General features: G+C 61.6%; 11 protein-coding genes and 2 pseudogenes. 2 read left to right on the top strand and 11 right to left on the bottom strand.

Annotation, left to right across the window (positions count from 1 at the left end):
- Positions 1-195 precede the first annotated feature (195 nt).
- Positions 196-447, top strand: a pseudogene (locus ACRWA7_RS01575) (type VI secretion system baseplate subunit TssG); the annotation flags it as partial.
- Between the two features lie 15 nt (positions 448-462).
- Positions 463-1,573 (top strand): annotated as a pseudogene (locus ACRWA7_RS01570) (ImpA family type VI secretion system protein).
- Positions 1,574-1,635: 62 nt separating this feature from the next.
- On the opposite strand, the gene ACRWA7_RS01565 reads toward ACRWA7_RS01570, so the two are convergent.
- The 11 genes from ACRWA7_RS01565 to ACRWA7_RS01515 form a co-directional block, all read right to left on the bottom strand.
- Positions 1,636-2,325 (bottom strand): YceH family protein, encoded by a 690-nt coding sequence (locus tag ACRWA7_RS01565; RefSeq protein WP_060856435.1) that lies wholly within the window; start codon positions 2,323-2,325, stop codon positions 1,636-1,638.
- Positions 2,326-2,450: 125 nt separating this feature from the next.
- Positions 2,451-3,503 (bottom strand): phytoene/squalene synthase family protein, encoded by a 1,053-nt coding sequence (locus ACRWA7_RS01560; protein WP_438390775.1) that lies wholly within the window; start codon positions 3,501-3,503, stop codon positions 2,451-2,453.
- Between the two features lie 112 nt (positions 3,504-3,615).
- Entirely contained in the window at positions 3,616-3,972 is a 357-nt protein-coding gene (locus tag ACRWA7_RS01555; RefSeq protein WP_438390774.1) for a RidA family protein, read from the bottom strand.
- A 42-nt stretch (positions 3,973-4,014) separates the two neighbouring features.
- Positions 4,015-5,166 carry an NAD(P)/FAD-dependent oxidoreductase gene (locus ACRWA7_RS01550; RefSeq protein WP_438390773.1) on the bottom strand — a complete coding sequence of 384 codons (1,152 nt, stop codon included), beginning with the start codon at positions 5,164-5,166 and terminating at the stop codon, positions 4,015-4,017.
- Positions 5,159-6,553 carry an FAD-dependent oxidoreductase gene (locus ACRWA7_RS01545; RefSeq protein ID WP_438390772.1) on the bottom strand — a complete coding sequence of 465 codons (1,395 nt, stop codon included), beginning with the start codon at positions 6,551-6,553 and terminating at the stop codon, positions 5,159-5,161. Before ACRWA7_RS01545 ends, ACRWA7_RS01550 begins: the two co-directional genes overlap by 8 nt.
- Positions 6,543-6,914 carry a (2Fe-2S)-binding protein gene (locus tag ACRWA7_RS01540; RefSeq protein WP_438390771.1) on the bottom strand — a complete coding sequence of 124 codons (372 nt, stop codon included), beginning with the start codon at positions 6,912-6,914 and terminating at the stop codon, positions 6,543-6,545. Before ACRWA7_RS01540 ends, ACRWA7_RS01545 begins: the two co-directional genes overlap by 11 nt.
- A gap of 45 nt (positions 6,915-6,959) precedes the next feature.
- The gene (locus tag ACRWA7_RS01535; RefSeq protein ID WP_438390770.1) at positions 6,960-8,102 is read right to left on the bottom strand and encodes an NAD(P)/FAD-dependent oxidoreductase; all 1,143 of its coding nucleotides are present in this window, start codon (positions 8,100-8,102) and stop codon (positions 6,960-6,962) included.
- Positions 8,099-8,896 carry an ABC transporter permease gene (locus ACRWA7_RS01530; protein ID WP_060856442.1) on the bottom strand — a complete coding sequence of 266 codons (798 nt, stop codon included), beginning with the start codon at positions 8,894-8,896 and terminating at the stop codon, positions 8,099-8,101. Before ACRWA7_RS01530 ends, ACRWA7_RS01535 begins: the two co-directional genes overlap by 4 nt.
- A 13-nt stretch (positions 8,897-8,909) precedes the next feature.
- On the bottom strand, positions 8,910-9,782 hold the full coding sequence (locus tag ACRWA7_RS01525; protein ID WP_438390769.1) for an ABC transporter permease: 873 nt from the start codon (positions 9,780-9,782) through the stop codon (positions 8,910-8,912).
- Complete coding sequence (locus tag ACRWA7_RS01520) at positions 9,769-10,848, bottom strand: ABC transporter ATP-binding protein (RefSeq protein WP_438390768.1); 1,080 nt, start codon at positions 10,846-10,848, stop codon at positions 9,769-9,771. Before ACRWA7_RS01520 ends, ACRWA7_RS01525 begins: the two co-directional genes overlap by 14 nt.
- A gap of 29 nt (positions 10,849-10,877) precedes the next feature.
- Entirely contained in the window at positions 10,878-11,954 is a 1,077-nt protein-coding gene (locus tag ACRWA7_RS01515; protein ID WP_438390767.1) for an ABC transporter substrate-binding protein, read from the bottom strand.
- Between the last annotated feature and the right edge of the window lie 51 nt (positions 11,955-12,005).

Here is a 12,005-nt window from a genome sequence, read left to right as displayed (position 1 = left end):
GCATTTGCTTCCCACGCCAATGCTCGAAACCATAGCTTTAATCTGACTTAGCTACGCTCGACCTTCGTGCTAATTTCTGATTCCGTTCATCCATCAGTCGTGATTCATTCGCCATGCAGAACAATAATTCCAGTCACGAAAAATCCATCCTGAAAAGACTCCGGAAACAGTTGATCGTTACCCTCGTGGTCACGGCTAAACGAGTACTTGCGCTTCACGCCGCAAGGTGCAGATTTGCCGTTGCTGGTCGAATGGGTGCGCGCGTTTATCGGCTACGAATTTGTCTGGGAGCTTGAGTTGCGCATTAAATCGCTGAGCGCGACGCCCGCGACTATTGGCGGCCCTGAACGGCTGGGCTGGTCTGGATGGCTCGGACGCTCTCCAACGGGCGATCCGATTACCGGCATGCGCTTCGAGCCCGAGCAGCATTCCGCGACGACACACTAGCAAACGGATCTCGATATGAACGCGAAGAAACAAGCGACCGCCAAGGCGCGGCCGAACGAGGCGGTGAGTCACGACTGGCTCGCGCCCATCTCCACTGACGCCCCGTGTGGTCCCGATCTTGAGTACGACCCTGAGTATGTGGTCATGTCAGCGAAATCGACGGCGCAGCCCGATGCGCAGTACGGCAATTTCGTGGGCTCGGCTGAAACCGTCAACTGGGGTGATATCGATCGCGATTGCCGCAGACTGATGCTTCGCACGAAGGACATACGAATAGCCGTGTTGTTCACGCGATGCCGCACACGACTGGCCGGCGCCATGGGCTTTCGCGAAGGTAGGACTACTTGCGCGCTTGCTTGAAACGTATCCCGATACGGTTCACCCGCAACTGGCGGTGGATTCGGATCGCGAGGCCGCGCTGGAGATTCGCGCAAACGCGCTACAGGCGTTGACCGATACCGATGGCTTGTTATCGGACCTTCGGGAAGTGACGTTTGGAAAGGCGTCGGTGGCTCGGCTGCAAGTGCGCGATGTCGAGCGCGCGTTTGCAAGACCGCGTCCGGTCGATGCCTTGTCTCAGGATTCGGTTACGCAACAGCTTGAGGCGCTGCGTGAACGCGATCCGTCGAGTCTTGTTGGGTTCGACCAGGCTTGCTCCAGTCTTGCTGCAATCACCGCATGGTGCGAGAACAACCTCGGCACGTTCTCGCCGGATTTATCGGCGCTGAGCAAGGTATTGGGGCTTTTTGCGGGTCCGGCGAATGTTGGAATTGACGATAGCGACATCGAACTGGACACCATCGATCAAGAAATGTCCTTGACTGAGCCTTTGGTAGCAACGCTCGAAAACCCTCCGGTCAGCGATGCAGTTGCATCGCAAGCGGAGAGCGTTGAAGTTGCGCCGTCCATGCGGGTCTCGCGCACCTCAATGACCAATCGACAAATGGCGCTGGAGAGCATTCGCCAGGCGCGGGCGTGGTTTGAAGTCAACGAACCCAGTAGCCCGATTCCGGTTTTGCTCAAGCGCGCGGAACAGTTTGTGGGCGCGCGGTATGCACAAACTGTCCGGGCTATCCCGGCTGATCTACTCGCGCAATGGGATAGCGAAGCCGAGACGCAATTGTAGATATCGATGAACATGTCGCGCTTACATGCAAAAAGCAGCCGTCCGAGAAGCCCCAACCAATCTCACTCCCCCACCTCAATCCCAAGCTCCCCCGCCATCCGTTCAACCAGCACCCGCAACCTTGCCACTTCATCGCTTAACCGCTTCTGTTCCGCCTTCAGCAGTTCGAAGTCGTTATAAGAAACGGGATCGTCGACCATTGCGCTCGTCGATACCTCGCTGACCGTAACCTCACCGCACAGCAAATGCGCCCAGCGGCTTTCACGTTCGCCCGGCGTACGCGGCAGCTTGATCACGCGCGGCGGTTCGCGCCCCGCGAGTTCATCGAGAAACGCCTCGACCGACGAAATATCCGCGAAACTGTGCAGGCGCGCAGCGTTCAAACGCAATTCAGCCGGCGTCTGCGGCCCGCGCAGAATCAATGTGGTAAGCAACGCGGCCGCCTGGCTCGGAATGCCCAACGAACGCGTGATGTTGTGCTCGAAACGCGGCACGCGGCTGCTGCTGCCTTCGAACACGAGGCTCAGGCGCTTGAGTTCATCAATGGCCGTCAGCACATCGGCTTCGGTAACGTTCATCACCGGCGACCGCGCGGTTTTCTGGTTGCAACCAAGCGTCAGCGCGTTCACCGACAGCGGATAAGCATCCGGCACCGTGTGCTGCTTCTCGACAAGCACGCCCAGCACGCGCGCCTCCAGAGGTGTCAGGGAACGCATCGCGGGACGCGAAGGGGCATCGGGAGTGGAGTTCATGCGTGACGGAACCAGGTGCGACTACTTGAATTCGGACCCGGCGCGGACCGGGCAGAGGATCGCCGTGTATAAACGACAACCCCTATGATATCCGCCCCGCCGGATCACGAGAATACCGGCCGCCCTCAGGCGTTCAACCGCGTTTCAATACGCGCGACCAGCCGATTTATCCACACACGCAGCAATCGATCCGATGGCACGAGCAGCGTCGAACCTGCAACGATCCTGTACACCTTGTTGCGTGTGATCTTGGAGATCCTGGCCGGATCGAGCCAGTCGTCGTTGTTGACGAGCAGCACCAGCGTTTCGAGTCCGATCAGCACCGGCCACAAGCACGAAAGCCTCAGCCGGATCGACAATGCAGGAATGGCGAGCGCATAGTCGACGGCCGCGCGATAGTGATTCAGCGTCAGGCGCAAAAGCTCGAACAGAAGCGGCTGCGCACGACGCGAGCTGCCCGGTTCAAGCAGGTCTTGTGGCGTCAGACCATATTGACCCAGCATGGGCAACGGTAGATAACACCTGCCAATGCGCAAGTCCTTGCTGCAGTCACGCAATACGTTGGTCATCTGCAACGCTTTTCCGAAACGAACACCGCGCGACAGCATGATTTCGGACGGCCCTTTCAACGTGCCCGGCATGTGCGCGTAAGTCATCCTCGTCCAGAACTCGCCAACACATCCCGCGACCAGGTACGTATATGTATCGAGTTCTTCCAGCGTGTTCAGCGCCTTGATGCGTCCCGACGATTCATCGGGGAACGTGCGCAGATCGAATTCCATGCCCTGCGTGAGCGTCGATACAATCCCGCGCACCGCGTCCCGGTCCGGATCACTCAACTGGGACAGCACGGTCAATGCGGCGCCCGTCGATTCAAGCAGGACTTTTTCATCGGAGAGGCTTTGCTGACCTGCCACTTCCTGCGTGAGACGGCGTGTGAACGTGCCGTCGTCGGGTGCGCCGTTCACCAGGTTTCGCAGCGACAGCAGCAATTCGAGCCGCTGCGCCGGGGGAATCAGCGAGGTATCCGCAATCGTGTCCGCCGCCCGGGCCAGCAGATAGGCGAGCCCGACCGGATCGCGCATGCCGGCAGGCAGCACGCGCAGCGTGAGATAGAAGGACCGCGAAACGCCCTTCAGAAGCGGACCGAGAAGTACGGCCCGGGTGGGATTACGCATTGGATGGAATCTGGTCGGTGTTGGACAAATCGTGCTGCCGAATTGTATCCGCGTTCCGCGCAGCCCTCTTCCTTGCGCGTTCACGGCGACTTCACCGTCCGTCCTGCAAGCGTTATTCGCCGAGCGCGGTCACCGTGATCTCGACCAGCAACTCGGGCGCGGCCAGCTTCGACTCGACTGTCGCCCGCGTTGGCGCGCAACCCGGCGCAACCCACGCGTCCCATACTTCGTTCATGCCGGCGAAGTCGCGGGCAATGTCGGCAAGCCAGATTTGCGCGGAGATCAACCGCGTCTTGTCGATACCCGCCTGCGCGAGATATCCATCGATCTTCGCCAGCACCTGCTGCGTTTGCAGCTTTACATCGGGCGCGCGGTCGTTCGACGTCTGGCCGCCGATAAACACCAGCCCCGCTGCTTTCACAACACGGCTCATGCGTTGATTCGATTCAAGCCTGACGATATCGGTCATACGATTCCTTTAGAGATTAAAAATGGCTTCAATTAACGTAGTTCAACTCGCAGCTACAGGAGCGCCATTCAACGCCTGGAACCGGTCGATGGCAAACGCATCGAGCGGCAGCGACGCCACGCCATCGAGCACGAGTTCGGACACCAGCTTGCCGCAGCCCGGTCCAAGCTGGAACCCGCTGCCGCAATATCCAAACGAATAAGTCAGGTTCGACGCGCGTTTGCTGCGCGAGATCACCGGCAGGAAATCATCGGTGAACGCCTCCACGCCCGCCCACGCGCGGTTGATGCCGAGGTGGCGCAGATGCGGAAACAGGTCCACCACGGTATTCGCGCTCTTTACCAGCCGTCCGAAATCGACTTCGCCATGACGCCCCGGCAAATCCGCGATGCCGATCAGCTTTCCGCCGATCACGACCGTGCCGTTATCGAATTGCTTGAACGACAATGGCCTGCCCGTTGCGCCGAGCGTCGCGCGGCAGAAGGGCGCCACGCGATGCGTGACCATCAGCATCAGCCCTTCCGGATGAACCGGAACCGGCTCGCCGGCTTGCGCCGCAAGCTCGCCCGCCCACGCGCCTGCGGTGACAACAAGTTGCGCCGCGGAGAAAACGCCGCGCGGCGTATGCGCAATCCAGCGTTCGCCAACCTGTTCGATGCGCGTAACGGGCGTGCCTTCATGAAACACCGCACCGTGACGCTGCGCTGCAATCCGGAACGCGGTCGTGGCGCGAAACGGCAGCGCGTAGCCATCGCCTTCCACCCAGATACCCCCGGTCACGTGCGGCGTGATCGCCGGTTCGAGTTCACGCAAGGTCTCGCGATCGATGATCTTTTCATGCGTGAAACCGTGCGATTCAAGCAGCGCGACACGTTCGCGGCATTCATCGAGTTCGGCTTCGGTTTCCGCAATCTTCAATTGCCCCGATGCAACGAAACCCGCGTCGTCGCCAACAGTTTCCACGATGTTGTGCCAGATTTCACGCGACATCAGCGCCAACGGGATCTCGGGCACGGGACGGCCAAGCGTGCGCACGCCGCCCGCATTCACACCGGACGCATGCCGTCCAATGTAGTCGGCTTCCAGTACGGTCACGCTCACGCCACGGCGCGCGAGATGGAACGCGCTGCTCGATCCGTGCAGGCCGCCGCCGATCACGAGCACGTCCGACTCGTTGGCTGCAGGCTTATTCACCGGCGAGTTCTCCGAGCGTGAGCGGTTTGATTGGCGGGCGGATGCGGTAGTAGCCGACCGTTTCCGGCGCGACACTGCGTGCGTCGGCGATGACTTCGGTGACCGTCAGGCCGCACATGCGTCCCTGACACGGACCCATGCCGCATCGGCCGAACGACTTGGCCTGGTTCGGTCCAAGACAACCCAGTTCCACGAATTGACGCAACTGGCCCGCTGTCACTTCTTCGCAACGGCACACGATCACTTCGTCTTTGGGCACGCGGTTTTCATCGCGGGGACGATACAGGCTGTCGAGGAACGGACGAATCCGCATCACCTCGGCCAGCCGGCGAAAACGCGGCGCGGCGCTTTGATCTCGGGTCTTTGCATCGATCGCGCCGAGTTGCGCGGCAATCGCGAGCGCGGTCAGTTCCCCCTGCATTTGCGCCGCCTGCGCGCCGCCGATACCCCCGCCGTCGCCCGCCACGAAGATACCGGGGACATCGAGTTCGCCCCATTGATCGGTTGTCGGGGTGAAGCAGAGTTGCGCGCCGTCCCATTTGTGCGATGCTCGCAGCGACAGCGAGAACTGCGTGTTGGGCACCACGCCCTGATGCAGCAGGATCACCTTTGCCTCGATCCGATGCGACACGCCCCGCACGGAAAAACTCAGCGCATTGGCGCGCTCCGCGCCGTCTTCGCCAATCACGCCTTCCACGCGCAGATCGTCGGCGGCTTCGTGCATTGGCACGCCTGCGTCGCGCAGCGTGCGCATCAACTGCAGGCCCTTGCTCAGGTAGGGCCACGCGCGCAGCGCGGACACCATGTAGCGCTTCGCGCGCCAGCGGTCCTCGTGGCGGGTGGTATCGACGAGTGCGCGAATCGGCACGCCTGCGCGCACATATTGCCAGCCAAGCAGATAAAGAAGCGGTCCGCAGCCGACGAGAACCGGCGGCTCGCTCGGCACTTCGCCCGCGCTCTTCAGCAGGATCTGCGCGGCGCCCGCAGTCAGCACGCCGGGCAAGGTCCAGCCGGGGATCGGGAACGGCCGCTCGAGCGCGCCAGTTGCAAGCACCACGCGTTTGGCCTCGAAGCTGCCAACCTTGCCGTCTTTCAGGTAATGCACCGTCTTTTCGCGCGTCACTTGCCAGACGGACGCGTTCGGCACGTATCGCGCGCCAGAGCGGGCAAACGCCGTCGTGATCGCGCTGCCTGCCTGATAGTCAGGACCGAGGATGTCGCGGCGCTGCGCATCGCTGCGTTCTATCGCACGATAGATCTGGCCACCGACCGACTCCTGTTCATCCAGCACGACGACGGACAGGCCCGCGCGCGCCGCCTGCGTGGCGGCGGAAAGCCCGGCGGGACCGGCGCCGACCACGGCGACATCGATGGATTCAGCGGCCATGAGCACTCTCCTTCATCTGCAAGGCGTTCGCGCCGGACGTGGGAGGAAGATCGCTCGCACCTTCCTGCGAGTGAATGCGCATGCCGTCGCGCACGGTCACGAGACAACTTTGCCGGCTCGGTACGCCATCGATTTCCACGAGGCATTCGAAACACGCGCCCATCATGCAGTACGGTGCGCGCGGCGCGCCGGAAACCGGCGTGGCGCGAAAACGCTGGACGCCCGCCGCAAGCAATGCGGCGGCAACGGAACGACCGCCCGGCACGTTGAGCGGCTGGTCGTTGAACCAGATCTGGACGATGTCGTCGGCCACGGCGGGCGCGACCGGTGCAAGCACCCTGAATAGCGGTTTGGATGTCATATCGATGCGCAAGGTCGGTGTTCGGGAATAGCTGGAATAACGCGGCTAATGTGCATTGGCGGCAACCTGGGCCGAGTCGAGAAACCGTCCTCCGCGAAACGCGGGAAGCTCTTCGGGAATCTCGCCGCCGGCCACCCATGGCGCGATGCGTTTTGCATGCGCGGCGGCAAGCGTGACGCCGCTATGGCAGGTCACGACAAACGCGCCAGGGTATTGCAACGATTGCTCGTAGATTGGAAAGCCGTCGGGACTGTAGACGCGCAATGCAGCCCACGTGCGTACGAGCCGAACGTTCTTGAGCATTGGAAAGCTGCGCACGCCGCGACGCGCGATGGCCGACAACACATCGGTGGTGGTGAAGTCGTTGTAGCCGGCCTCTTCCATGGAGTCGCCGAACTGCACCGAGCCTTCGTCGGTCTGGCGCACGTTGATGGTCGGATAGTGCAGAAAAGGCGCGACGCGCTCGCTCACCAGAACCTGACCGCGGTTCGGCGCAACGGGCGCATGCAGGCCGACCTGCGGACTCAGCGCACGATTGCCAAGACCGGCGGAGAGCACCACGCGCGGCGCGCGCCATACCGCGTTCCTTCCATGGACCGCGAAGCCGCCCGAATCCGGCACGATACGTCCAATGTCCTCGCCGCTCACGAGCTTCACGCCGCGCCGCTGCATGCCTTCATGAAGCGCGCGCAACAGCTTGAGCGGGTTCACGTGGCCGTCCATGGGCGTGTAGCTCGCGCCGATCACTTCAGGTCCAACGGCGGGCAGGCGCTCGCGCAACGCTTTTGCATCGAGTAATTCAAACGGGTAATCGCCGCCAAGTTCCGCTTGCAACGTCGACAGGCGTTTCTCGCGCTCGGCCATTTCGTCGTCGGAAAAGCAGAGGTGGAAACCGCCCGGCTGCTTGAGCGATACATCGATTCCTGTTTCCTCCAGCAGCGCCGCCGCGAGCCCCGGCCACAATCGCGACGAACTGCGCGTCCATCGGCCATAGGGTGAGAGGCCGTAGCCCTTGCCCTGCACCCACACCAGCCCGAAGTTGCCACGCGATGCACGAAAGCCGCCGTCGCCCTGATCCAGCACCGTCACTTTCAAGCCTTCGCATGCGAGCCCGTAGGCCACCGCGGTTCCCACCAGTCCGCCCCCGACCACCAGCACGTCGGGACTGTCGACTGCATTGCCTTTCATCGTGTCTCTCCTATCAGGACGCGGTCCAGACCCACCATGCGGTCAAGCACGAGCATCAGGATCACTGTTCCCACAATCATCACCGTCGACACCGAAGCGACCAGCGGATCGATCGTCTGGGCAATCTGGTTGTACATTGCAACGGGCAGCGTGGTGGTGCCCGGCGTCGCGACGAAAATGGTCATGGTGAGTTCGTCGAAGCTCTGGATGAACGACAACACCCATCCGCCCGCCACGCCGGTACGGATCATGGGCAACACCACGCGGCGAAACGCCGTGAAGCGGCTTGCTCCGCACGACAGCGCCGCGCGCTCGGCATCGCGATCGAGCCCGACGGCCGAAGACAACGCGAGGCGCAACGCATACGGCAACACAATGATCACGTGCGTTGCGCACAGCGCCCAGAACGAGCCGCCGAGTCCGAGCAGGCTCAGGAACCGCAGGAACGCAATGCCGAGTACGACGGCGGGAATCATCATCGGCGAAAGGAAAAAACCGGTGAGCGCGCCGCGTCCGGGAAAGCGGTATCGCGCAATCGCAAGCGCCGCCGGCACCGCAAGCGCCACGCCAATGGTCGATGCAACCAGCGCAAGCTTCAGCGACAACAGGAACGCATCGAGGATCTGGTCATTCTCAAGAATGGCCTTGAACCAGCGTAGCGACGCGCCATCGAAAGGCAGCGAGATAAAGCCTTTGTCCGTGAACGCCACGGCGATCACCACGACCAGCGGCGCAGCAATGAACGTCAAGAACAGCGCATTGAACAAGAGACCCAGGAACCCGTTTTGTTTCATGACGTATCCCGGTTCAGTCGAAGATGTGTTTGAAACGGCGCTCGGCAAGCCGGCTGCAGCCCATCACAATCGCCACGTTCGCAATCAGCAACAGCACCGCGATCGTCGCACCCAGCGGCCAGTTGAGCGTGCCGAGGAATTCATCGTAGGCGGCGGTCGCGACCACTTTCAAGCGGCGTCCGCCAATGAGCGCAGGCGTTGCGAACGCCGATGCCGACAGCGCGAACACGATGATCGAACCCGACAGGATGCCCGGCAGGATCTGCGGCAGCACCACACGGCGAAACACGCGAAACGGAGACGCGCCCATTGAAAGACCTGCCCATTCCACTTGCGGATCGAGCTTCTGCAACGTGGCCCATACCGACATCACCATGAACGGCACAAGCACATGCGTAAGCGCGATGATGACGCCGGTCATGGTGAACACGAGCCGGATGGGTTCGGACGTGATGTGCAACGCCTGAAGTGCATTGTTCAGTACACCGTTGTTGCCGAGCAGGATTTGCCAGCCGAGCGTACGCACGACCACGGATATCAGCAGGGGTCCAAGCACGATCAGGAGGCAGATCGATTGCCAGGGCCGCTTCATGCGCGCGAGCACGATGGTTTCCGGCACGCCGAGCACAATGCAGAAGAACGTCACCGCGAATGCGAGCGCAGCCGTGCGGCCGAAAATGGCGGCGTAATATGGATCGGTTACGACCTCGAAGTAGTTGCGCCATGTGTAGGTGGCGAGCGTGCCGGCGGTGTCGCTGAAGACGTGGAAGGACAGGACGAGCGTCAACACCAACGGAACGAGCAGCAAGCCGCAGAACAAGAGCAGCGCCGGCGCCGACAGGATCCACGGCGCGGCGCCGGCGCGATCGTCGTCAAGCGTGGCCATCGAACGCCTCCGTTTGCAGCACGCGCAAGTCGTCATCCGACCACGTGAGGCCCACTTGCTCGCCTTCCCCGGGCGGAGGCGCGCCATTGTTCGGCTGCGCGACGCTCACTTGTCCAAGGCCTGTATCGATGAGCAAAAGCCATTGGTTGCCCGTGAACACGCGCGTGGTGATGCGGCCCGTCGCGCGGATTTCGCCAACGCCATAGTTGGCCAGATGCACCTTCTCCGGCCGGATATATACGTTGACCTTGCCCTGCACATGGCGTCCTTCGTGCGGCACGTTGAGCGTCGTGCCGGCCACGTCGACTTCCGCGCATCGGCCATTGCGGCGCAGCACTTCGCCCGGCAACAAATTCGTCTTGCCAAGGAACGCCGATGCAAACGGCGTCTCCGGCCGCTCGTACGCTTCGAACGGCGTGCTCAACTGCGCAATGGTTCCACGATGCATCACCGCAATCCGATCGCTCATGGTCATGGCTTCGACCTGATCGTGCGTGACAAGGATCGTGGTAATGCCGAGGCGCTTCTGGATGCCCCTCAATTCAATATGCATTTCCTCGCGCAGCTTGGCGTCGAGATTGGACATGGGTTCATCGAGCAAAAGAAGTTCGGGCCGCATCGCGAGCGCGCGGGCAATCGCCACACGCTGCCTTTGTCCGCCCGACAACTCTTTCGGATACCGCGCGCCAAGTCCCGTCAGACGCACGAGCTCGAGCGCCTCGGCCACGCGTTCGGCGCGCGCCGCGCGTTTCATGTTGCGCATCTCGAGACCGAAGCCCACGTTGCCATCAACGGTCATGTGCGGGAACAACGCATAGCTCTGGAATACCACGCCCATGCCGCGTTTTTCCGGGCGTTCGTGCGTGATGTCGCGGCCATCGAGCAAGATGGCGCCGCTGGTCGGCGTGACAAAGCCGGCGATCATCTGCAAGGTCGTTGTCTTGCCGCAACCGGATGGACCGAGCAATGACAAGAACTCACCGCGCTCAACGTCGAGGTCGATCTGCTCGATTGCCGTGAAGTCGCCGTAGCGCTTCGAAATGCCTTTGAGTGTCAGAAAGCTCATGGGGGTTCTTGTCTGCTTGTTAGTGTATTTCAGCGTTCAACGGTGCGATTCCAGCGATCCGTCCATTCCGTCCTGTGCTGGTTGATCGTCGTCCAGTCCACTGCAATCAGCTTGGCGATTTGATCGGGCCCATAAGGCACGCGCGCGGCAACTTCAGGCGACAACTTGACCGTCTTGTTGACGGGACCCAGACCGATTGCCTGCGCCTGAATGGCCTGCACTTCCGGACTCAGCAGATACTGGATGAACTGCTGCGAGAGCGCCGGCTGCGCGTTTTCCGCCACCGAACAGGCGGCTACCTGCAGCGCTACGCCGCCTTCCTTCGGATAAAAGAACTTGAGCGGAAAGCCGGTGTTCTGCAGGGCGACCGCGCGGCCGCTTCCGTATGGCGCGAGGATCACATCGCCGCTTTGCATCAGGCCGTCCATCTCGCCAGGCGTGGGCGCCCACGACAGCACATCGGGCGCGACTTGCTTGGTGATCGTGTTGAAACCCGGATCGATATTTTTTTCGCCGCCGCCGTTCATGCGCGCGAGCATCACGAGCGTATGCAGCCCGTAGGTATTCGTGATCGGCGGAACACCCAGCTTGCCTTTCAGGCGTTTGTCGGTGAGGACATTCCATGAGTCGGGAGCCGGCAGGCCCATCTTCTTGAACGCGTCCGCGTTATAGCCAATGCCGGTCGCGACCATTCCAACGCCCACCGAAGTCGGCCCAAGACGCGCAAGCGGGTACAGGTCCTTCATGACCGGCGCTTCATCTATCTTTCCGCACAAACCCGCTTGCATGGCCTGATACATGGGGCCGTCATCCATCACCGCGACGTTGATCTGCTCATGACCCTTTTGCGCCTGCAGCTTGGCGAGCGTGTCGCTGGAATTGCCCGCCACGTAGACAATCTTGACGTCATGCGCTTTCTCGAACGGCGGAATGATCTTCTGCCGATACATGGTCTCGTTCGAGCCGCCCACATTGGCGACGTACAACGTCGTCTCGGCGTGCGCCAGTGGCGTGACAAGCACGCCTGCAATGCCGAATGCGGCAGCACGCTTTCGCAGAGATGAACGGGAAGACGACGAGCGACGGACGTGCTGCAGTTCTTTCATGTGCGTTTTCTCCAGACAGTGCAGGGTCGGATGTTCAACGAATGTGGGGTA

Source organism: Caballeronia sp. DA-9 (genome assembly GCF_051615025.1).
GTDB classification, from domain to species: Bacteria; Pseudomonadota; Gammaproteobacteria; order Burkholderiales; family Burkholderiaceae; genus Caballeronia; species Caballeronia sordidicola.
Note: the sequence above shows the minus strand (reverse complement) of the source record. Positions and strands in the feature narration are given on the sequence as shown.

Bases quoted from the DNA above. Each gene is read 5' to 3' on its own strand.
- ACRWA7_RS01545 (WP_438390772.1), bottom strand. From the start codon at position 6,553: ATGGCCGCTGAATCCATCGATGTCGCCGTGGTCGGCGCCGGTCCCGCC.
- ACRWA7_RS01520 (WP_438390768.1), bottom strand. From the start codon at position 10,848: ATGAGCTTTCTGACACTCAAAGGCATTTCGAAGCGCTACGGCGACTTC.
- ACRWA7_RS01555 (WP_438390774.1), bottom strand. From the start codon at position 3,972: ATGACCGATATCGTCAGGCTTGAATCGAATCAACGCATGAGCCGTGTT.
- ACRWA7_RS01535 (WP_438390770.1), bottom strand. From the start codon at position 8,102: ATGAAAGGCAATGCAGTCGACAGTCCCGACGTGCTGGTGGTCGGGGGC.
- ACRWA7_RS01515 (WP_438390767.1), bottom strand. From the start codon at position 11,954: ATGAAAGAACTGCAGCACGTCCGTCGCTCGTCGTCTTCCCGTTCATCT.
- ACRWA7_RS01525 (WP_438390769.1), bottom strand. From the start codon at position 9,782: ATGGCCACGCTTGACGACGATCGCGCCGGCGCCGCGCCGTGGATCCTG.
- ACRWA7_RS01530 (WP_060856442.1), bottom strand. From the start codon at position 8,896: ATGAAACAAAACGGGTTCCTGGGTCTCTTGTTCAATGCGCTGTTCTTG.
- ACRWA7_RS01565 (WP_060856435.1), bottom strand. From the start codon at position 2,325: ATGAACTCCACTCCCGATGCCCCTTCGCGTCCCGCGATGCGTTCCCTG.
- ACRWA7_RS01560 (WP_438390775.1), bottom strand. From the start codon at position 3,503: ATGCGTAATCCCACCCGGGCCGTACTTCTCGGTCCGCTTCTGAAGGGC.
- ACRWA7_RS01540 (WP_438390771.1), bottom strand. From the start codon at position 6,914: ATGACATCCAAACCGCTATTCAGGGTGCTTGCACCGGTCGCGCCCGCC.